The sequence below is a fragment of the Chryseobacterium sp. AG844 genome, assembly GCF_003182335.1.
Classification (GTDB): domain Bacteria; phylum Bacteroidota; class Bacteroidia; order Flavobacteriales; family Weeksellaceae; genus Chryseobacterium; species Chryseobacterium cupriresistens.
In genome coordinates this window covers 53,885-73,276 of sequence record NZ_QGTV01000019.1, presented here as the reverse complement: position 1 = coordinate 73,276, position 19,392 = coordinate 53,885, and the positions used below count along the sequence as shown (strand labels likewise).

General features: G+C 36.1%; 21 protein-coding genes and 5 tRNA genes. 13 read left to right on the top strand and 13 right to left on the bottom strand.

Going from position 1 to position 19,392, the window contains the following annotated elements; translation table 11 throughout:
* Positions 1 to 8: 8 nt before the first annotated feature.
* From DEU40_RS17245 to DEU40_RS17220, 6 genes are all read left to right on the top strand, one after another.
* The gene (locus tag DEU40_RS17245) at positions 9 to 515 is read left to right on the top strand and encodes a hypothetical protein (RefSeq protein ID WP_110010987.1); all 507 of its coding nucleotides are present in this window, start codon (positions 9 to 11) and stop codon (positions 513 to 515) included.
* Positions 490 to 3,081 (top strand): DNA gyrase/topoisomerase IV subunit A, encoded by a 2,592-nt coding sequence (locus DEU40_RS17240; protein ID WP_410493756.1) that lies wholly within the window; start codon positions 490 to 492, stop codon positions 3,079 to 3,081. The genes DEU40_RS17245 and DEU40_RS17240 overlap by 26 nt, the downstream gene beginning before the upstream one ends.
* Before the next feature lie 37 nt (positions 3,082 to 3,118).
* The gene (locus DEU40_RS17235; protein WP_110010985.1) at positions 3,119 to 3,760 is read left to right on the top strand and encodes a rhomboid family intramembrane serine protease; all 642 of its coding nucleotides are present in this window, start codon (positions 3,119 to 3,121) and stop codon (positions 3,758 to 3,760) included.
* Positions 3,761 to 3,790: 30 nt separating this feature from the next.
* Positions 3,791 to 4,879 (top strand): helix-turn-helix domain-containing protein, encoded by a 1,089-nt coding sequence (locus tag DEU40_RS17230; RefSeq protein WP_110010984.1) that lies wholly within the window; start codon positions 3,791 to 3,793, stop codon positions 4,877 to 4,879.
* Positions 4,880 to 5,038: 159 nt separating this feature from the next.
* Positions 5,039 to 5,824: an SDR family NAD(P)-dependent oxidoreductase gene (locus tag DEU40_RS17225; protein WP_110010983.1), complete on the top strand. Its 786-nt coding sequence runs from the start codon at positions 5,039 to 5,041 to the stop codon at positions 5,822 to 5,824.
* Positions 5,770 to 6,810 carry an NAD-dependent epimerase/dehydratase family protein gene (locus DEU40_RS17220; RefSeq protein ID WP_228406550.1) on the top strand — a complete coding sequence of 347 codons (1,041 nt, stop codon included), beginning with the start codon at positions 5,770 to 5,772 and terminating at the stop codon, positions 6,808 to 6,810. Before DEU40_RS17225 ends, DEU40_RS17220 begins: the two co-directional genes overlap by 55 nt.
* Before the next feature lie 16 nt (positions 6,811 to 6,826).
* Here DEU40_RS17220 and DEU40_RS17215 read toward each other — a convergent pair whose 3' ends face one another.
* The 8 genes from DEU40_RS17215 to DEU40_RS17180 form a co-directional block, all read right to left on the bottom strand.
* Positions 6,827 to 8,368 carry a lectin-like domain-containing protein gene (locus DEU40_RS17215; protein WP_228406549.1) on the bottom strand — a complete coding sequence of 514 codons (1,542 nt, stop codon included), beginning with the start codon at positions 8,366 to 8,368 and terminating at the stop codon, positions 6,827 to 6,829.
* Between the two features lie 7 nt (positions 8,369 to 8,375).
* The gene (locus DEU40_RS17210) at positions 8,376 to 8,948 is read right to left on the bottom strand and encodes a hypothetical protein (protein WP_110010981.1); all 573 of its coding nucleotides are present in this window, start codon (positions 8,946 to 8,948) and stop codon (positions 8,376 to 8,378) included.
* Positions 8,949 to 9,481: 533 nt separating this feature from the next.
* On the bottom strand, positions 9,482 to 9,841 hold the full coding sequence (locus tag DEU40_RS17205) for a DUF4180 domain-containing protein (protein ID WP_110010980.1): 360 nt from the start codon (positions 9,839 to 9,841) through the stop codon (positions 9,482 to 9,484).
* A 2-nt stretch (positions 9,842 to 9,843) separates the two neighbouring features.
* Complete coding sequence (locus DEU40_RS17200; RefSeq protein ID WP_110010979.1) at positions 9,844 to 10,866, bottom strand: serine hydrolase domain-containing protein; 1,023 nt, start codon at positions 10,864 to 10,866, stop codon at positions 9,844 to 9,846.
* A gap of 29 nt (positions 10,867 to 10,895) precedes the next feature.
* Positions 10,896 to 11,744: a peptide chain release factor N(5)-glutamine methyltransferase gene (gene prmC, locus DEU40_RS17195; RefSeq protein WP_110010978.1), complete on the bottom strand. Its 849-nt coding sequence runs from the start codon at positions 11,742 to 11,744 to the stop codon at positions 10,896 to 10,898.
* Positions 11,745 to 12,503: a peroxide stress protein YaaA gene (yaaA, locus tag DEU40_RS17190; RefSeq protein ID WP_110010977.1), complete on the bottom strand. Its 759-nt coding sequence runs from the start codon at positions 12,501 to 12,503 to the stop codon at positions 11,745 to 11,747.
* Between the two features lie 4 nt (positions 12,504 to 12,507).
* Positions 12,508 to 13,209, bottom strand: a complete 702-nt coding sequence (locus DEU40_RS17185; RefSeq protein WP_110010976.1) for a CPBP family intramembrane glutamic endopeptidase — start codon at positions 13,207 to 13,209, stop codon at positions 12,508 to 12,510.
* Positions 13,210 to 13,253: 44 nt separating this feature from the next.
* A complete protein-coding gene (locus DEU40_RS17180) occupies positions 13,254 to 13,865 on the bottom strand; it encodes an L-threonylcarbamoyladenylate synthase (RefSeq protein WP_110010975.1) in 612 nt (203 codons plus the stop codon).
* Between the two features lie 101 nt (positions 13,866 to 13,966).
* Here DEU40_RS17180 and DEU40_RS17175 point away from each other — a divergent pair.
* From DEU40_RS17175 to DEU40_RS17155, 5 genes are all read left to right on the top strand, one after another.
* Positions 13,967 to 14,039: transfer RNA gene (locus DEU40_RS17175), tRNA-Met, on the top strand.
* A gap of 38 nt (positions 14,040 to 14,077) precedes the next feature.
* Positions 14,078 to 14,150: transfer RNA gene (locus tag DEU40_RS17170), tRNA-Met, on the top strand.
* Positions 14,151 to 14,188: 38 nt separating this feature from the next.
* Positions 14,189 to 14,261, top strand: a tRNA-Met gene (locus DEU40_RS17165).
* Positions 14,262 to 14,299: 38 nt separating this feature from the next.
* Positions 14,300 to 14,372, top strand: a tRNA-Met gene (locus DEU40_RS17160).
* Positions 14,373 to 14,410: 38 nt separating this feature from the next.
* Positions 14,411 to 14,483, top strand: a tRNA-Met gene (locus tag DEU40_RS17155).
* A 155-nt stretch (positions 14,484 to 14,638) separates the two neighbouring features.
* On the opposite strand, the gene DEU40_RS17150 is transcribed toward DEU40_RS17155, so the two are convergent.
* The 4 genes from DEU40_RS17150 to DEU40_RS17135 all read right to left on the bottom strand — a co-directional run bounded on the left by DEU40_RS17150 (position 14,639) and on the right by DEU40_RS17135 (position 17,132).
* Complete coding sequence (locus DEU40_RS17150) at positions 14,639 to 15,490, bottom strand: GLPGLI family protein (protein WP_110010974.1); 852 nt, start codon at positions 15,488 to 15,490, stop codon at positions 14,639 to 14,641.
* A 75-nt stretch (positions 15,491 to 15,565) separates the two neighbouring features.
* Positions 15,566 to 15,847, bottom strand: a complete 282-nt coding sequence (locus DEU40_RS17145) for a hypothetical protein (protein ID WP_110010973.1) — start codon at positions 15,845 to 15,847, stop codon at positions 15,566 to 15,568.
* A gap of 304 nt (positions 15,848 to 16,151) precedes the next feature.
* On the bottom strand, positions 16,152 to 16,400 hold the full coding sequence (locus tag DEU40_RS17140; RefSeq protein ID WP_110010972.1) for an Ada metal-binding domain-containing protein: 249 nt from the start codon (positions 16,398 to 16,400) through the stop codon (positions 16,152 to 16,154).
* An 18-nt stretch (positions 16,401 to 16,418) separates the two neighbouring features.
* Positions 16,419 to 17,132 (bottom strand): 2OG-Fe(II) oxygenase, encoded by a 714-nt coding sequence (locus tag DEU40_RS17135; RefSeq protein ID WP_110010971.1) that lies wholly within the window; start codon positions 17,130 to 17,132, stop codon positions 16,419 to 16,421.
* Positions 17,133 to 17,316: 184 nt separating this feature from the next.
* Here DEU40_RS17135 and DEU40_RS17130 point away from each other — a divergent pair, with 184 nt between their 5' ends.
* Positions 17,317 to 17,763, top strand: a complete 447-nt coding sequence (locus DEU40_RS17130) for a GNAT family N-acetyltransferase (protein WP_110010970.1) — start codon at positions 17,317 to 17,319, stop codon at positions 17,761 to 17,763.
* Positions 17,764 to 18,109: 346 nt separating this feature from the next.
* Here the strand turns inward: DEU40_RS17130 and DEU40_RS17125 are convergent, their stop codons facing one another.
* A complete protein-coding gene (locus DEU40_RS17125; protein WP_110010969.1) occupies positions 18,110 to 18,691 on the bottom strand; it encodes a hypothetical protein in 582 nt (193 codons plus the stop codon).
* A gap of 335 nt (positions 18,692 to 19,026) precedes the next feature.
* Here DEU40_RS17125 and DEU40_RS17120 point away from each other — a divergent pair, with 335 nt between their 5' ends.
* Complete coding sequence (locus tag DEU40_RS17120; RefSeq protein WP_110011010.1) at positions 19,027 to 19,392, top strand: BlaI/MecI/CopY family transcriptional regulator; 366 nt, start codon at positions 19,027 to 19,029, stop codon at positions 19,390 to 19,392.

Genomic DNA, 19,392 nt, shown 5'->3' with positions numbered 1-19,392 from the left:
AAAATAAAATGAGACTAAGTAACCGTAATAAAGCATCAATTTATAATTTTTTATGCACGTTGCTTTTGATGATAACCATGGTTGGCATCATCGCATTTGCTGCTAATGAATATAGGTTTAATGCGGTGGGGAAAGAAAGTTATTTATTGATTATTGTTCCTGCTCTGCTGCTGATTATCTTTTACATCAGCGGAAGACAGATTTTTGAATATGACAGCGATGGAGAAGCTTTGAATTTTAAAAACAGGAATATCATTCCATTTCTGGATAAGCCACTTCACGACGAATTTCCAAAATACAAACTGATCAAATATGATGTAGTCAGTATTCTCTTTTTCAAAAGATTATACATCACCGTTTCAAGTAAGAATAATGGTTCTGCTATATTGAAGTACCAGATTTCTTATTTGAACAGAAAACAAGTAAACGATTTAAAACTCTCTCTAAACAAAGTAGTGAAAACTAATAAAGAGAAAAAAGATAAACTAGATGATGACAGAAGAATATTCGCATGAGGGTGAAAGCTTAAAAAAAGTCTCCGGTCTCTACAAAGACTGGTTTCTTGATTATGCTTCCTATGTAATTCTGGATAGAGCTATCCCTTCAATATATGATGGTTTAAAACCCGTTCAACGAAGAATTATGCACTCCATGCGGGAGCTGGAAGACGGCCGTTACAACAAAGTGGCCAATATCGTGGGAAATACCATGAAATATCACCCGCACGGTGATGCTTCCATTACAGATGCCATGGTGCAGATCGGGCAGAAAGAGTTGTTAATAGATACACAGGGAAACTGGGGTAATATCTATACAGGAGATTCTGCAGCCGCTGCGAGATATATTGAAGCAAGACTCACCCCTTTTGCTTTGGAAGTAGTATTTAATCCTAAAACTACAGAATGGACAAAGTCTTATGACGGAAGAAACAATGAACCTATCGATTTACCGGTTAAATTCCCTCTGCTTCTTGCACAGGGAGTAGAAGGTATTGGAGTGGGGCTTTCCACCAAAATTCTTCCTCATAACTTTAATGAACTTATCAATGCCTCTGTAGCCTACCTGAAAGGTAAGAAATTTGAACTGTATCCGGATTTTTTAACAGCCGGTTATCTTGACGTTTCTGAATATAATGACGGTCAAAGAGGAGGAAAAGTAAGAGCAAGAGCCAAAATTACCCAGACGGATAAGCATACATTGGTGATTTCCGAACTTCCTTATTCTAAGACAACCACTGATCTTATTGACTCTATTTTAAAGGCCAACGAGAAAGGAAAGATCAAAATCAAAAAGATTGAGGACAATACTTCAGACAAAGTAGAAATCCTTATTCATATCCATAATGATGTTTCACCGGATAAAACTATTGATGCTCTTTATGCATTTACAGACTGTCAGGTGACCATCTCTCCCAATGCCTGTGTGATTGTAGGGGATAAGCCTATGTTCCTTACGGTATCCGATATTCTGAAAACGAATACGGATCATACAGTTTCATTGCTGAAGAAAGAATTGGAAATTGAGCTTCATGAGCTTCAGGAAAGCTGGCATTTCTCTTCACTGGAAAGAATTTTCATCGAAAACAGAATTTACCACGATATTGAAGAGGTAAAAACCTGGGAAGATGTTCTGAAGACCATTGATGCAGGATTAAAACCGCATACCAAACATCTTTTAAGAGCCGTTACGGAAGAAGATATTTTAAAACTGACAGAGATCAGAATCAAGAGAATTTCAAGATTCGATTTAGATAAGTTTAAGGAAAATATTGCTTCGCTGGAAGGCAAAATAGAACAGGTGAAATACAACCTGGCCAACCTGATCGCTTATGCCATTGAGTATTACTTAAATATTCAGAAGAAATACGGTAAAGACAAACAAAGGAAGACTGAACTCAGAATCTTTGATACCATTGATGCTACAAAAGTAGCCGTAGCCAATGAAAAGTTCTATGCAAATTTCGAAGAAGGCTTTATCGGGACATCTTTGAAGAAAGATCAGTATTTGTTCGACTGTTCTGACATTGATGATATCATCACATTCAGAAAAGACGGAAGTATGAAGGTTGTAAAAGTGGAAGCGAAAACTTTCATCGGAAAAGATATCCTTCATGTTGCCGTATGGAAGAAAAACGATAAAAGGACAGTGTATAATATGATCTACCGTGAAGGCAGGGAAGGACCCTATTATATGAAACGATTCTCTGTAACCGGAGTAACCCGAAATACAGATTATCCGCTGGCTTCAGATAAAAAGGGTTCTGAAACACTCTATTTCTCAGCCAACCCTAATGGAGAAGCAGAAACGGTAACCGTGCTTTTAAAACCAAACCCAAGAATCAGAAAGAACAAAATGGAGATTAACTTCTCCGATCTGGCCATCAAAGGACGTGATTCCAAAGGAAATCTGGTAACTAAGTACGCTGTCAAGAAAGTAGATATGAAGGAAGAAGGAGTTTCTACTCTGGCCCCTAGAAAAATCTGGTTTGATGATACGGTAAGAAGACTGAATGCCGATGCAAGAGGAACACTGCTGGGAAGCTTCAAAGGAGATGATAAAATTTTGACCATCAATACAAACGGGGAAGTAAAACTGGTGTCTTTTGACCTTGGCAACCGTTTTGATGATGAATACCTGGTATTGGAAAAATGGAGACCTGCACAGCCGATCACCTGCATCTATTACGATGGAGAAAAAGATATTTATTTCATTAAGAGATTCTTACTGGAAAATACCGGTAATGTACAGACTTTTATGCCATCTGAACATCCGAAATCATTCATTGAAAATGTAATTGTTGCCAACGATGCCACTGCAGAAATCATTTTTGCAAAAGATAAAGGAAAAGAACGCGATCCGGAAACGATAAATATTGATGAGTTCATAGCGGTAAAAGGAATAAAAGCCATCGGAAACCAGTTTACAAAATTCAAAGTAAAGGCCATTAATATTACCATTCCTGAACCGGTAGAAGAGGAGCCTGAAGTATACGAAGATCCTGAACCTGCTGGCGAAACCGATGAAGACGGAGGAATGATCGGAGATCTTTTCCAGGATAACGGGAATAATGAAAATGAATAGATCGCATGTTTATTCAGTTATAACATAAAAGAACATAATGGATATAGTTGTTATCATTATCATTGCAGCCACATGTATTTTTAGCTACATGGGTTTCAATAACACAGCATTATTTGAAAAATATAAATTCAACGTCGGAGCGATTGCGAATCGTAAAGAATATGTAAGGCTGATCAGTTGTGCATTTTTGCATACAGACTTTATGCACTTGTTTTTTAATATGCTGTCCCTGTATTTTTTCCAGGGCGTGGTTATTAGTTTCTTTGGAGAAATAGGATTTTTAATTCTTTATTTCGGATCCATGATCCTTGGAAATTTATTCAGCCTGCAGATTTATAAAAAGCAGCCGTGGTATTCTGCAATTGGAGCATCAGGAGCGGTTTCCGGAATTATTTTTGCTTCCATCGCTATGGCTCCGAATGAGATCAGTGTCAACTTTTTGCCGGGATGGTTATTCGGAACACTGTATTTCGGATACTCTGTATACATGATGCTGAATCCCAAGCAGTGGGACAACCTGGGCCATGCTGCTCATCTTGGAGGAGCATTTTTCGGACTGGTTTACTCTATTGTAATGCATCCACAGCTCGCTATTAGTAATATTCTTTTCCTGGGAATCATGTCACTTCCCCTTATCTATTTAGGATATGAAATTTTTGTAAGAAAGCGAATAGGATAAAAGACTATTTATAATCAAATATCAAAACCAATGAACACATCAGAGTTAAACAGTTTCATCGTGATACTTATCTATGGTTCATTGGTTTTGCTTTCTCTGCTGAAGCTGGCGAACCCCTTAAAAGTAAACCATAAGGCCAATTTCTGGTTCGGGATATTTCTCTTTCTGTGGTCTACTTTTTGGCTGGATGAAGTACTGTTTCTCATCACTGGTTCAATCATCGAGTTTCATTCCTTGTTTTGGGTTAGACTTATTCAGTTTTTTACCCCTATCGTTTTTTACTTTAGTGTACTGTTTTATACTAATCCGTCTTTTACTTTTAGAACTAAAGATTGTAGATTTTTGATACTTCCTGCAGCTTTTGTGCTGTGTCTCATACTGGTAAAATCAGGGTACGAAAAACCATTTGAATATCTCAGTATTATTCTGATCCTGATCCAGGCTCTCTTTTACACGGGGCTTTCTTATATTACCATCAGAAAACATCAAAAGAAAATTCAGCAGTTCTCATCCAATACTGAAGGAATCAATCTAAACTGGTTGGAATATATCATTCTGGTACTACTTATCGTGAATATTATCTATGTGATTTATAATCTGTTCTATGATCCGAAATCACTGAATTTCTTTATCAATGCGGTCTTTTTATCCGTTATCTACTGCGTGGGATACTATTCTCTGAAGCAGAAGGAAATTTATCCGTTAGAAGAAAAACAAAGACAGGAGCTGATCTCTATTGATGAAGATTCCGGTCCGGAAGAAGTAAAGAAAAAACTGATATCCGATGAAGAATTATTAAAGATTAAAACCATGCTGGAAGAAATCATGGAGCTTCAGAAACCTTATCTTGACAGTGAACTTAACCTGATCAAGCTGGCTGAAATACTGTCCGTTTCTACCCATCATCTTTCTTATGTCATCAATACAGGGTTTGGAAAAAACTTCTTCCAATACGTTAATGAGTTTAGGGTAGAGTATGCCAAAAAACTTTTGAAAGAGCCCAACAGTAAATTGTCTGTTTTGGGGATTGCCTATGAAGCCGGATTCAATTCTAAAACCTCTTTTAATACAACCTTTAAAAAAGTGACCGGACAAACACCATCTGAGTTCAGAAAATAAGTTCAGGTTTATAAACTCTTACTTTTTATTTGTTTTAAATAATTGATTGTCATGTAGTTGTTTGTTTTAATTTTCATTTCTTAAAATCAGTTCGTTCAGATAATCCTGAACATTCAGACATCCTCTTTACGATAGCTTTGTACCATACAATTTAAACTTATGGATACCAAAGAATCATATGCGGTCGTCACGGGTGCAAGCCAGGGACTTGGAAAATCATTTGCTGAACATCTTGCAAAACAAAAAATCAATGTCATTCTTATAAGTCTTCCGGATCAGAATCTCAGAGAATTATCCGGAGAGCTGGAGAAACAGTATGGAATAAAGGCTCATTACTATGAAACAGACCTTTCTGTTAATGAAAATGTAATGAAGCTGACAGAGTGGCTCAACCGTTCTTTTGATGTTCATATTCTGATAAATAATGCAGGGCTTGGGGGAACAAAAAAATTTACGGAAGCCTCTTCGGATTATATCAACACTATTCTACAGGTGAATGTGGCAGCCACCTCACTGATGACACATCAGCTGCTTCCTAACCTTTTAAAGCAACCCAAAGCCTATATCCTGAATGTTTCAAGTATGGCTGCTTTTTCTCCGATTGGTTTTAAAACCGTATATCCAGCTTCTAAAAGTTTTATCCATTCATTTTCAAGAGGACTGCATGAAGAACTGAAAGATACCAATGTTTTTGTAAGCGTTGTGAATCCCGGGGCAATGAAAACCAATAAGGATGTTTGTGAAAGAATAGAAAAACAAGGTTTTATGGGAAGATTAACACTTTTGAATCCTGATAAAGTAGCTTCATACTGCCTCCGGCAGTTATTTAAAAAAGATTCCGTAATTATGGTGAACCCAATCAGCTGGCTGGTGATGAAAATTTTACCCATATGGATCAAGCTGCCATTGATGACCCAGGCTATAAAAAGAGAGATCGAAGCATGAAAAAAGTATGTGTAACCGGAGCAACAGGGCTTCTGGGAACTAATGTTATCCTTAAATTATTACAAAATGGTTATTCTGTTATTGCTCTGGTGCGTAAGAAAAGCAGCTGGCTGGGCGAAGAAAACGAAAATCTGAAGCTTGTGGAAGCGGATCTTCTGTGCGATATTTCTGGGCAGCTGACCGATATTGACTCTATTATTCATGTGGCGGCAGAAACACGCCAGAATCTTATCCGTTATGATGAATACAGAAAAGTGAATTACGAGGCTGTTGTAAATCTCTTTACCCATGCAGAATTGATGGGCGTAGAAAAGTTTTTGTTTGTGAGTACTGCCAATACCTTAGGATTTGGAAACACCGCATTCCGGGGAACTGAAAAAGCACCGCAAATCTATCCTTTTACCCATTCACTGTATGCTCAAAGCAAGCAGGCTGCGGAAGATTATCTTTTAAAGAACAGTAAGAACACAGAGGTTATCATTGTTAATCCAACCTTGATGATCGGAGCATATGACAGCAAGCCAAGTTCCGGGAAAATCATCTTCTGGGTATGGAAAAAAAAACTGGTATTTTATCCGAAAGGAGGGAAGAACTTTGTGCATGTGGAAGATGCAGCCAACGGAGTAGTAAATGCCGTTGAAAAAGGAAAGAATGGCGAAAAATATCTTCTAGCTAATGAAAACTTAAGCTACAGAGAGTTTTTTAAGAAAGTGAACCGGATTACCAGGCAAAATCCAATCATGATCCCAATTCCCAACAAACTTTTAAGTTTCCTTGGATTAATTGGTGATGTTTTGAGAAAATTTAAAATTAAAACAGATCTGAGTTCTTCCAATATGAAAGCTCTACAGATTAGTAATTATTATTCTAATCAGAAATCAATAGAAGAGTTGGGAGTTCAATACCAGCCTATTGATAAAGCGATCGAAGATGCTGTTCAGTATTTTATTGAAAATCCTGTTAAAAATAAAAAAACCAGCTCCTAAAAGCTGGTTTATCCAATTATCTTGTGATTTTCTGAGTTACATTTTTATTAGAAATAACGCAGGCTTTGCTGCAGTTATTGGCACTTGAAATATTAACCTGTACCAATGCCGGCAATGACCTGTACTCTTCCTTGTTGTAAGGCGCTTCAGTACCATTACTTCCACCTCCTTTAATATCATACTGTATCTGGGCTACTCCTGTGAATCCTGCCGCAGGTTTGAAAGAGAGTGCTCCGGTAGTAGGGAAATAGGTCCATGTTCCCTGGCTATTGGTGTAGACACCGCCTGTTATATTGGGAATTACAGCTCCGTTATTATCTAAAAAACGAAATGAATTAAAATCAAGGTTATTATAGGAAAGGGTTGGAGGATTCTGCCCATTAGCTGAAGAATAAGCCGCATCATTAAGCAAAGGATAATACGTCGACTTTATCCCTGGACAGCCTGCAAACAAATCATCTGTTACTTCGGCAGCATAAGGTCTTGTAACCCCTAAGTTTTTCAGTAAATGTATATTTTTGGCAGCTCCCGTAGATGCTGCAAATCCAATTCTGAAAGTAGAAGGAGGCGAAGTATCCAGAGTCCTTACCGTAGTGTTGGAAATGGTAGTCTCGGTATATTTCAGCGAAGTAGGGTAGTAATAATTGTCAATCACCTTTTCTTTCACCGTTCCGTGCTGAATTTCCAGGGTTATATTGTAACCTCCGGCCGGATTGGGGACAAGGGTAACATATGCTTTACGGAATCTTGCATCATTTTCATTCTGAGGAATTGTAGTTCCGCCACTTTCAATGCTGAACTGTTGAAGTGCTGTATTTTTAATCCCAATATATTTTCCTGTTGCCGTATCCAGGTAAGCAGATCGGTTGCTGCTGGTTGGTAAAGCATTGGTTGCGATACTGTAAAGCAGCGGATAACCGTTATATCCTGCAGGCTCAGCTGAAGACAGATACTGGTTTCCACGCTTTCCTCTTAATGAAATGTTGCTGCGCCCATCTGCCAGTCCCACCCCAAATATTCCGTTTCTGATCCTTTCAGTTTGGTTAAAACTTGTTTTAAAATTTCCGTATTCATCCAGGCCTATTCCCAGGTAACCACCTCTCAGTCCTTCCGTAGATTCTCCTCCGCGTACAAAACTATATCCTAATCCTCCCCCAAAATATCCGAGGTTAAGCTGATCTTTAGGAATAGAACCATCTACCAGGAATATGGAAATTCCATCTCCTCCGTTGGTATTTCCTCCATAAATGGCAAATTCAAACTCAAACTTGATTCCCTGATCACTTTTGAATATTTTATCTGCCAATATCACTCCTCCTGAAATATTATTCACACTTCTGGTGAGCCTTAGCCCGTCTGTGGTAAAGGTTGCGTCATTCTGAACACCGCTGGTAGCTACCTTATAGGCTTCCTGGGGCTGTAATCCCTGAGTAAAGTTTACAAAATAAGGATAACCGGTTCCCTGTTCGTTCTGAGCCTGGATATTTTGAGAACAGGCAAATAAGGAAAAGGTAAACAAAAACCTTTTGTACCGTAAAATTGAGCTGCTGTTTATCATAACTCAATTATTTAACAACAAAAACAATATTGATAAAAGAACAGTCAGTAGCTGCAGCTTTTACATCATAAGTCATAACTCCGTCATCAGAAATAGAAATATTACTGAATACATTAGGGTCGGCATCGGTTACGTAATAGTACAGATCTTTACTGGACGGGAAAAAAGGAATAGAAGCGGGAGCACTGGTACTCTTTGCTTTTGGAGATCCAAACTGGGTTTTATACAATGTATACAAATCTTTAGTCCGGCCAGTAGCTGTGATGGAAGTGTCAAAAGAAACACTAGGCATATAAAACATTTTTACGGCATTGCTGCTGATACAAAGCCAATCCGGTTTGAGAGGAGTACCGATATTCTGACTTAAACATTTCTTATCTGTATCGTAGATAAGAAGCGAGTTGGCAGGATTGGCAATAGCATCTCTTTGTACTGTAGTCAGTCTGGGTATCAGCATACCTTTATTTTGACTATAAACATCCAGAATCGCACTCTGGTCTGGGGTAGATGTGTTAATCCCTACTTGAGCGAAAGAAAGTGAACTTGCAAAAACGATTGGTAGAAATAATTTTTTAATCATGATGTCGTAATAATTTTTATTTGTGTGTTTTTTGTTTTTTACAGGAAGAAATCTTTATAAGGCTTAATTTCATTAAAGGCAATAGATATAACCAACAAGTCCATTAATACAATGAATTGTTTTGCTCAAATAATAGCCAGACGAAGCTTTTGTTCAAAAGCTCATCAACAGATATAGTAAGTATGTTTCATAAAGAAATATCCTATACCTACCTGGGTGGTTGAAAAATTAAACGATTATGTAGCCGTATAAGCTCTTAAATAAGTAAGATTCATATTCCCTCGTGTTTTTTGCAAATGTACAAAGAAATGTTCAGATGTTTATGGTTATAGAATTAATTCTAGTCTTCTCTTAATGATTAATGTAATTTGTGTTGAATTTTTACACAAGCTTACCAATCAATAAGATTATTTTTATTATGTACATCTTTGTATTGTGGTAAGAAATTAAAAAAACAGATGATGTTGAGGCAGTGACAGCTTAAATTGAAGAAAAATTTTTCCGTTTTTGTATCTAAAGAATTGAAAAATAGACTATTTTGAAAAATTAGCTAAAGCATCTTCCAGTGTTTGTACAAAATTAATGTGATTTGTTTTATTACTTTCAAAAATAAAATCCCTCATACTTTTGCTTTCATATTTACTGAAATCGCCAACAATAGCCAGTCCTATGCGGTAGTTTGAAAATTTCTGTAGAATTTCTCCGGCAATTTTTGTTTTTAAATCAAAGAATTCAGGAGTAATATTTTTTTCGTAAAGAATAACTTTGTCAAACCCCTGATAATAGATATTTCCCATAAGATCTAACCCATCTTGTGCAGACCGGATAATGATGTCATCAGAAATAATTTCTGCAATTTTAATAGAATTGATTTCGTGTTGCTGAATAATCATGTTTACTGTATTGTTTTTTTTATGTCATGTAGAAAGTGGTGTGGCGGAAATGCATCTCCCTGATTGGTAAGTGCAATAATACAGCTGTTATGCTCCAAATCTCTCCAGAATAAAGCTTTAAAACCGTTCAGGCCACCTGTATGCATTGCTGATTTTTCTCCGCTTTTATTCTCTATGTACCACGCAAAGCCGTAATTTGATATTTGTCCGTCAGATAACTGGAAAGGAGAATACATCATACTGATATTTTCTTTATTAATAAAAGAATTGTTTCGTAAAGCCTGATCAAATTTATAGAGATCTTCAGGAGTAGAGTAGATTCCACCGTCACCGGTTGTTAAAATTGAATAATCATCAGGCTGCTTTTGTTCATTATATCCGAGTGCTCTATTGTGAATAACTGTCCCAGGTTCATACACATAAGTGTTATTCATTTTTAATGGAGTAATAATCTGTTCATTGATGAATGTACTGTATGATCTACCTGAAACCTTTTCAATAATCAGGGAAAGAACAATATATCCGGTATTGCTGTACTTAAATTTGCTGTCCGGAACAAAATCAAGATTTTTAAGATTAAACAGCCAGTTTATTACCTCCTGATTCGTTAATCCTCTTTTAGAAAACAGGTTTTCATAATCCCTGATTCCTGAAGTATGATGCAAAAGCTGTCTGATTGTAATGTTTCTGGCATATTCAGGAAGCGTTATAAACCGGGATGCTTTATCATCAAACTTCAATAAACCTTTTTGCTCCAGCATGATAATAGCTGCTGCAGTGAAGGGTTTACTGAGGGATGCAATGTAAAATGAGGTATTTTTATCTGTTTTCAGCCCTTTTTCAAAGTTGCGGAAACCCAAAGCCGTATCGCAAACAATCCTGCCGTTGTTCACAATCAAAACGGAACCATTGAACTCTCCTTTACTATAATATTCATTTACAACATCCTTAGTTTGCTTCTGGCAGGATGTCAGCTGCATCATCAGTGAAATACAAATGAGAATTTTCCATAGTAAAGTTTTCATAGGTTAAGTATTTAAACAGGTAAAATTACTTATTTCCCTGCATAAATAAACCGGTCATTTTCAGATAAATCCTTCAATAGTTGTGCATTAGGAAAATCCTGATAAAGACTGAGTGTTTCAAGCCCCAGCTTCTGATTGATTTCAAGGAATACAAGTCCGTTCTCATTCAAATACTTTTCAGCATCTTCTGCAATTTTTCTGTAAAAAATCAGAGCATCTGAAGTAGGGGAGAAAAGAGCCATTTTAGGTTCAAATTCTTTCACAGAATCAGCAATTTCAATCTCCTCCTCAATTCCTATATAGGGCGGATTTGAAATGATGATGTCATAATTTTCAGCCAGATCAAAATTAAGATAGTCGGCATGAATGAACCGGATTTCCAATTGGTGATACTCTGCATTTCTTTGGGCTGTCTTCAAAGCTTTCTCAGAAAAATCAATAGATGAAACCTCTGCTTCCGGGAAATGTTTCTTTAAAACCAATGGAATAACTCCGCTTCCGGTACCTATATCCAAAATCTTTAAACCTTGAAGCTTAAACTTTGAACCTTTAATCTCCCTGATAGCAATTTCCAATAATTCTTCTGTTTCAGGGCGGGGAATCAGAACATTTTCATCCACAAAGAATTTCATTCCGTAAAATTCTGTTTCACCCAATATCTGCTGATAAGGTCTTCCGGTTTTAAGTTCTGAAACAAGATGATCAAGTTTTTCTTCATCATCCATCAGAAGTTCCTGTTCAGCAAATCTTCTTTGCTGAAATGAATCGAAACCTACGATCTGCTGAATGAATAAAGACGATAAAAACACACTTTCCGAGTCTGTATAAAGATCGGAAAGTTCTGTTTTGAAATATTTTTTAAATGCTGAGATTGTCATTTATCTTGTAAAAACCAGTTTTGTATCTGTAGACTTCTCTTCATCAATTCTGTATCCTTCATAGTTGAATGCTTTTACATCCTCCAGTGTTTTGGCGTTGGTTTCTGCACAGAATCTAACCACAAGACCTCTGGCATGCTTTGTATACACAACAATGGTCTTCAGTTTTCCATCTTTTAATTCATAAAAATCAAAATCAATGACTTGGTGGTCCAGTTTTTTTCTGTCGACTACTTTTCCATACTCGTTGCTGGCAAGGTGAAGGAGGATTTCTCCTTTTTTCATTTCAGCATTCAACTGCTCTGTAATCTTTTCTCTCCAGAATTCGTATAGGTTTTTATATTGCTCAAATTCAAAAGGACGACCCATTTCAAGCCTGTAAAGCATCACTTTATCAGATGGTTTCAGTAAACCGTAAAGCCCGGAAAGGATTCTGTAGTTTTTTTGAAGGTAATCTACAGCATTTTTATCCAGTGTTTTAGCATCAAGACCTCTGTAAACCTCTCCTGTAAAGGCAAACATAGCAGGAGCAGATTCTTTTGCTGTAGGTTTGGACTTCCATTTTTGATTTCTTTCCCAGTTTTCATCAGCAAGCTTGGGTGATATTTCCATAAGCTCGGAAAGGTATTTTGGTGATTTTTCTTTTAAATAAGATTGTATCAATGCTGCATCTTCAATGAATTTGGGAGTAGTGGTTTTCAACAGATCCGTTGAATTTTCCGTGTTCATTAACTTGGCAGGAGATGTTATAATTTTCATAATGTTAAAATACAGATAAGTGTTTTATATCAATACAATTCATGACCATCATTGCGATAAAATCAATCATAAAATGACAGATGATCAGAATTTTAATATTTGAATAGCGTTTATAAAATACAGCAAACACGATTCCGATAAAAAAAGGTCCAAGAACCTGGCTTATGGTACCGTAAGTGCTGTGCAGAATTCCAAATAAGACAGCTGAAATAACAATGGCAACTGTCGGGTTATTATATATTTTTTCAATCCTGGGCTGGATATAGCCCCGCATCAGAAATTCCTCTACAATAGCAGCCGTAAGGCATGTAAAAATAACTAAAAAAAAATTATTTCTAAGAATGGGAACAAGGTTGAGAAGCTTCTCACTTATTTTTTCCTGTGTAACGAACATGACGACTGCATTCAGAATCACTCCGCCAATCAGACAGATAAAATATAAGCTCACAACAGCTTTGATGTAAAATGTTGCGGAATATTTCTTCTCCTTTTTAAGAAAAAAAGCACTTTTCTCAATAAAGACATTGTATAGAAATACAATGATAAGAACGATCCATAGTATAATTCTGCTGAGAAAGAAATTGGTTTCTGTAATTCCTCTTATTCCCGTTATTGTGGTAACAGCAGGAAAAGAATAGAGCATCGCTGCTGCTAAAATAACAAAAGTGAGTAAAATTCCTACAGCATATTTCCCGGTAAGACTCATAATTCAGTACCCTAAACCTTGAACTTTAAACTTTGAACCTTGAATTAAATGATCCCTTTTCCCTGACGGATGATTTCCGGTTCTCCTGAAGTAAGGTCTACAATAGTAGAAGCTACATTATCACCATATCCTGAATCAATCACGATATCTACCAGATGATCATATTTTTCAGCAATAAGTTCAGGGTCGGTAGAATATTCGATAATTTCATCATCATCTTTAATGGAAGTGGATGCTATGGGATGGCCCAGTTTTTCAACAATAAGCTGCGGAATCGGATGATCCGGAACACGGATACCAATTGTTTTGTGGCCTTTATAGGCTAAAGGTAAACTTTTGTTGGCTTCAAGAATGAAGGTAAACGGCCCGGGAAGATGACTTTTCAGAAACCTGAAAACTGACGTATCAATAGGTCTTGTAAAGTCAGAAAGATGGCTGAGATCATTACAGATAATTGAGAATTTAGACTTGTCAAGCTTTATTTTTTTGAGCTGAGCCAGCTTTTCCATGGCTTTTATATCAAAAATATTACAGCCTAAAGCATAAATCGTATCAGAAGGATAGATAATCAGCCCGCCATTGTTTAATGTTTTAATAACCTCATTCACAAGATTTTCCTGTGGGTTGTCTGGGTAAATTTTTAATATTTTTGCCATAAAACAAAGATACAAATAATAAAATAGTTTTTATAAAAGTCCTTTATTTAAAAGAAAAATTAGGATTTGTAAAAATTATTCGTACCTTTGCAATCCAATATCGCGGGATGGAGCAGTAGGTAGCTCGTCGGGCTCATAACCCGAAGGTCATCGGTTCGAGTCCGGTTCCCGCTACTAAGCAAGTGTTTTCGGTAAGCACTCTAAAAATACACCGCGGGATGGAGCAGTAGGTAGCTCGTCGGGCTCATAACCCGAAGGTCATCGGTTCGAGTCCGGTTCCCGCTACTAAGTAAGTGCTTTCGGTAAGCACTCTAAAAATATACCGCGGGATGGAGCAGTAGGTAGCTCGTCGGGCTCATAACCCGAAGGTCATCGGTTCGAGTCCGGTTCCCGCTACTAAGCAAGTGTTTTCGGTAAGCACTCTAAAAATACACCGCGGGATGGAGCAGTAGGTAGCTCGTCGGGCTCATAACCCGAAGGTCATCGGTTCGAGTCCGGTTCCCGCTACTAAGTAAGTGTTTTCGGTAAACACTCTAAAAATACACCGCGGGATGGAGCAGTAGGTAGCTCGTCGGGCTCATAACCCGAAGGTCATCGGTTCGAGTCCGGTTCCCGCTACTAAACGAAAAATCGGTATGACTTATTGTTATACCGATTTTTTATATGTTCTGCCTAAAAAAAGCTTAATTAAATGAACATATTAATTAAGCTTTGTAAATTCTATAGTATTTTTAAGATCTGTTGATGGTATCCGATATTATGATATTGCATAATTATTGAATTAGTTCAATTGAATTTTCATCTGTTAAATTTTGCAGTTTTTGTTTTTGTATATTTCGTACCGTTTCCATAGACTCTGATGTTATAGTGGTCTCCGAGTTTGAAAGTGATCCGATCATATTATTAATGAAATTCTTTTTCGCCTCTTGTAAGCCCGCTATAGAAGTTTCCGTAGAATTCTCATATCTTTTTTTCCTTACTGTCAATTCCATACCCTTCAGTTTCTCGCTTGATACAGATTTTACAAGTTCATAGTCATAATCTCCATTTTGATCCGATATTTTAATAATCAATCCCGGTAATCCTGTAAATTTATAAGGGCCGTACGAGAGGGGAATATCGGTGGAATACCAGGCGATCCAGTTTCGCCCTTTGTAATTAAGTTCAGCTTTTTTACAGTTAAATGATTTTATCACTTTGGACTCATTAATAAGTTTCCAGTTGTTTATGATAGGTTCTTTATAGGAAAGTAATGTCATCCCGATATTTTCAAAATATTGAATGTTCTGATTAGATTGGATAATTGTGTACGGGAATTTGGTTTTTGGGAAAGATTTTCCCCTAAAATCTATATTTGAATATCCGTTTACGGTAGCTTTTTTAAACTCACTTTGAAACACAGAATCAAATTTTACAGCTTTTTCACTGATAAAAAAAGCCCGGTCATTCAAGACTTGTAAAGAGAAAAACTCTTCATGTATATAGTTGGGGGTTGATTTGTTTATTTTCCCTTTTAATAAATAGGTGAAGTCCGCAACAAGGGCTTCTTTTCTTTCTGTTTGAGAATAAAATAATGCAAATAAAAAGAAGGTAAAAAATAAAGAAATTTTCTTAGAGTTACTCATGATATTATGATAAATAAAAACTGCACTTACAGTTTATTGTTATTATTACTGTAAGTGCAAGATATAATTAAAAAATTAATTACAGTAATTTGCTTCAAGAGCTTCTGTCCATGCCATTATCTGTGCTTCACTCCAGTTAGACTGATTAGTTACCGCAGCTACACCACAGCTTGTAGTATAATAGATTGGATAAAATTTGGAATATTTCTTCTTTGTTTTAGAATCTTTCTTCAAAACTTCTATTCGGTTTTCTTTTTGAATCTTAGACGTAGTTGATTTTTCGTTCTTAGATGGAGCTGTAGCAGCACTCATGATTCCCGCTGTAAGAATTCCAGCGATTAAAATAATTTTTTTCATGGTTTTAAAATTTAAAATTAATTGAGTCGCGAATATCCGAGCGTCTTTGTTGTCAAAGGTTCTCTTCTGTTTTCATTTTTGTAAATCTAGGACATTACTACTTCTAATATATGTTTCAAAAATGATATTCTGATAACTGCTTAAATACTATCGCAATAATCAAATTTATATAACCATTAATTAATTTGATTACGGTTTTCCATAAGGAAAAATATAAAATTTTTTTATAGCAGCTTAAATTTTATAGAATTCTGTTTTTATTCTCTGGTCATTGCAGACAAAACGATGTTGGTGTACATTTGAATTAGTCCATATTCATTTCCTTCCATTTTTTATAAGCTTCTTTCATACAATGCCCGCAGGGACGATAGCCATTTTCTAAAGCTTCTTTCTCATCTGTGAAGAAAACCCTGTTGCCTATTTTCATTCTCTTTCCTGAGCGGCAGCTGAGCAATCCATAGATTTTCAGTTTTTTATTTCCTCCAAAACGAATTTCTCTGTGATGGATTTTACTTCTTAGACTTTCGGTTGGGATCTGAGAGTGCTGAATCATGATTTACTTATTGAATAATTAAGCAGTCGCATCATGGAAGATAATACCTAACGCGTAGCGGTTTCCTTCTTTAACTTCACTTACACCATGTTTCATATTGACCCTGTAATAGCCTTTGGTTCCTTTCTCTGGTTTAAACTGAGTCGTAAAAATAAGTACATCCCCTTTTTTGGGTTGCAGAACAATAGCCTTTGACTGAGCTCTGGGAATCTGCTGGGTAAGCACAAACTCGCCTCCCGTAAAATCCTTGCCGGGTTCGCTGAGCATTAAAACAATCTGAATGGGAAAATAAATATCTCCATATAAATCCTGATGCAGCGTATTAAATCCTCCTTTTCCATATTTTAAAATTAATGCCGTCGCTTTTTGCTGCCCGTTAAGATGACATTGGTCTAAGAATTCCTGATGATCTGAAGGAAATTGGGTGTCTATTTGTAAAGCTTTAAACCATGCATTGGCGACAGGCGCCAGATAAGGATAAATAGTTTTTCGTATGGTTTGAATAATTTCAGGTAATGGATAGTTAAAATATTTATATTCACCCAATCCGAAACGATGTCTGGCCATGACAACTGTTTTCCGGTAAAAAGCTGAATGATCATAATCCGATTTCAGTTTTTCACATTCGTTTTCTGACAGCAGATTATCAATGATGGCATAGCCGTTTTGATGCATTGTTTCCGTAAGGCTTTCCCAGTCAATATTCTTGATTGTATGAATGATATCTTTCATTGTTTTGATTTTATTCTGCAAAAATCCATAGTTCTTCAGAACAATACAATCCGAAACATGTGGTATTTTTATCGATGAATAAAGAGTTATAAAATACCTGGCCTATTGATTTAATATATTTCTGGATGATACCACTGGTCTTGTTTAAGGCTACCTTTGCCCTATTAATAAAATAGATATAACGATGAATTACATTATTAAAAAGGCAAGTCTTGAGGATCTTGATGAAACAGCTGAATTGTTCAATCTTTATCGTGTTTTTTACAGACAGGAATCGGATCTTGAAAAAGGGAAGGCTTTTCTCAAAGAACGGTTTTTAAACAGTGAGTCTGATATTTTCCTTGCTGTAGCAGACGGAAAAGCCGTAGGATTCGTACAGCTTTACAAATTATTTCATTATACCAGATTGCAAAAACAATGGTTGTTAAGTGATCTTTTTGTTCATCCTGATTATAGAGGGAAGGGGCTTTCTGTCGCATTAATTGACCGCAGTAAACAATGGTGTGAAGAAACAGGAGCGTGTGGACTGATGCTTGAAACCGAAAAAACAAATGATATAGGAAACACGCTGTATCCACGCTGCGGGTTTGAATATGACGGACTACATAATTACTACCATTGGTGGAAGTAGAATAAAGCTATTCAGTACTGATCATAGTGCAGCTTTTTCAGCTACTTTTACTTCTATAAGGACAAGTAGTATTAGTTCTACAGTTCTGAACGTTTAATTCTACAGGTATTTTCAGCCAGCAGAAGGGTATAATCCTATTTTTGTAAAGCTCTTACAGATCATGGGTAGGACAGTTGATCTGTAGAGCGTATGCAAAAAAATCTCTGCCTATTTTCTACTTTTTCCCCAAGGTTTTATGATTAGTACCACAAAACTGCTTTTTCCGGCGGAGATTTTTTGCTTTTGAATACAAAAAGAGAATGACGATCGTCATTCTCTTTTTGTATTCTTAAAATATAATTAAATATTATTGAGCCAGTTGAGCGTAAGGAGTAAGCTTGTTGTCATCAGACATCGTCTGTCCCAGAAAGTCTCTTTTCTGATCCGCTTTCATTCTGCCTGCAGCATCATTGGCATTGAAATAAGCTTCACTTAGTTTTGTAGCGATATCAGCAGGTTTGAAATCGAATTTTGTATCTCCTTCAACTCCAAGATAACCATTCTTTCTTGTAAGGTTAGTAATATAATTGTTGTAATTGATCATGGTTCCTCTCATCATATTGTTATGGTATTCCATACATTTCTTAGCTTTTTTAGATGAATTGTTCAGGATACAGTTTTTCATGTTGTTTCTGTATAAAAACCATTCAGATTCTACAATACCATATTCTCTACCCAAAGCAATCTTTCCGTTATTCACAATATTATTATCGCCTTCTTTTGTAGCGATCGTCTGAAGATGTTGAATAACCAATGGAACGGTAGCTTCGATTTTTGATTTTGTATCTTTCAGTATGCTAAGATCGGCAGCAGGAGAACCCTTCTTTTGTGCTGTAGTAACATTAAAAATAAGCAGTAATAGTACAATCAGTAAATTATATCTTTTCATGAGAAATTTTTAAAGCACTAAAATAAATATAATTTCCCGGTTAAAACAAATTCATTTTAATTTTATTTAATAAAATTTAACAAGTTTTAAGAATTTACTTTTGAAATCCTTTTTTTTCTATCGATTACGCAGGCTATATTTTCACTCTCTTAAAAATTTAATATATTTTAACTATTTTTATTCAATTGATTATCAAGCGTTTAATGTTTTACTGGTGTTTATCACTAAAAAAATAGTTGTTTGATTCAATTTTATTTCTACATTTGTATAACTAATTTCTTAGTGATATAGAAGTCAAAAGGTTTATATCACGATAAATGATAAATGAACAGGATATGAAAATTCAGACTTTAACAAAAGCAGAAGAACAGGTAATGCAGTATTTATGGAAGATAGAAAAAGGATTTCTTAAGGATGTTCTTGATCTTTTTCCGGAACCCAAGCCCCATACCAATACGGTATCTACCATTTTAAAAGTGTTGAAAGATAAAGAATTTGTAGACTATCGTGTACATGGAAGACAGCATGAGTATTTTCCGCTGGTTTCAAAAGAACAGTATTCCGGGAAAACCATTAAAAGTCTTGTAAAGAACTATTTCAAAGGCTCTTACAAAAGTGCCGTTTCATTTCTGGTAGAAAAAAATGAAATGACGGTAGAAGATCTTGAGATGCTATTGGACGAACTCAAAAATAAAGACTAA

What these genes read in the sequence shown, in the direction of transcription:
- DEU40_RS17245 (WP_110010987.1), top strand. Translation starts at nt 9, where the DNA reads ATGAGACTAAGTAACCGTAATAAAGCATCAATTTATAATTTTTTATGC.
- DEU40_RS17240 (WP_410493756.1), top strand. Translation starts at nt 490, where the DNA reads ATGATGACAGAAGAATATTCGCATGAGGGTGAAAGCTTAAAAAAAGTC.
- DEU40_RS17235 (WP_110010985.1), top strand. Translation starts at nt 3,119, where the DNA reads ATGGATATAGTTGTTATCATTATCATTGCAGCCACATGTATTTTTAGC.
- DEU40_RS17230 (WP_110010984.1), top strand. Translation starts at nt 3,791, where the DNA reads ATGAACACATCAGAGTTAAACAGTTTCATCGTGATACTTATCTATGGT.
- DEU40_RS17225 (WP_110010983.1), top strand. Translation starts at nt 5,039, where the DNA reads ATGGATACCAAAGAATCATATGCGGTCGTCACGGGTGCAAGCCAGGGA.
- DEU40_RS17220 (WP_228406550.1), top strand. Translation starts at nt 5,770, where the DNA reads ATGGATCAAGCTGCCATTGATGACCCAGGCTATAAAAAGAGAGATCGA.
- DEU40_RS17215 (WP_228406549.1), bottom strand. Translation starts at nt 8,368, where the DNA reads ATGATAAACAGCAGCTCAATTTTACGGTACAAAAGGTTTTTGTTTACC.
- DEU40_RS17210 (WP_110010981.1), bottom strand. Translation starts at nt 8,948, where the DNA reads ATGATTAAAAAATTATTTCTACCAATCGTTTTTGCAAGTTCACTTTCT.
- DEU40_RS17205 (WP_110010980.1), bottom strand. Translation starts at nt 9,841, where the DNA reads ATGATTATTCAGCAACACGAAATCAATTCTATTAAAATTGCAGAAATT.
- DEU40_RS17200 (WP_110010979.1), bottom strand. Translation starts at nt 10,866, where the DNA reads ATGAAAACTTTACTATGGAAAATTCTCATTTGTATTTCACTGATGATG.
- prmC (WP_110010978.1), bottom strand. Translation starts at nt 11,744, where the DNA reads ATGACAATCTCAGCATTTAAAAAATATTTCAAAACAGAACTTTCCGAT.
- yaaA (WP_110010977.1), bottom strand. Translation starts at nt 12,503, where the DNA reads ATGAAAATTATAACATCTCCTGCCAAGTTAATGAACACGGAAAATTCA.
- DEU40_RS17185 (WP_110010976.1), bottom strand. Translation starts at nt 13,209, where the DNA reads ATGAGTCTTACCGGGAAATATGCTGTAGGAATTTTACTCACTTTTGTT.
- DEU40_RS17180 (WP_110010975.1), bottom strand. Translation starts at nt 13,865, where the DNA reads ATGGCAAAAATATTAAAAATTTACCCAGACAACCCACAGGAAAATCTT.
- DEU40_RS17150 (WP_110010974.1), bottom strand. Translation starts at nt 15,490, where the DNA reads ATGAGTAACTCTAAGAAAATTTCTTTATTTTTTACCTTCTTTTTATTT.
- DEU40_RS17145 (WP_110010973.1), bottom strand. Translation starts at nt 15,847, where the DNA reads ATGAAAAAAATTATTTTAATCGCTGGAATTCTTACAGCGGGAATCATG.
- DEU40_RS17140 (WP_110010972.1), bottom strand. Translation starts at nt 16,400, where the DNA reads ATGATTCAGCACTCTCAGATCCCAACCGAAAGTCTAAGAAGTAAAATC.
- DEU40_RS17135 (WP_110010971.1), bottom strand. Translation starts at nt 17,132, where the DNA reads ATGAAAGATATCATTCATACAATCAAGAATATTGACTGGGAAAGCCTT.
- DEU40_RS17130 (WP_110010970.1), top strand. Translation starts at nt 17,317, where the DNA reads ATGAATTACATTATTAAAAAGGCAAGTCTTGAGGATCTTGATGAAACA.
- DEU40_RS17125 (WP_110010969.1), bottom strand. Translation starts at nt 18,691, where the DNA reads ATGAAAAGATATAATTTACTGATTGTACTATTACTGCTTATTTTTAAT.
- DEU40_RS17120 (WP_110011010.1), top strand. Translation starts at nt 19,027, where the DNA reads ATGAAAATTCAGACTTTAACAAAAGCAGAAGAACAGGTAATGCAGTAT.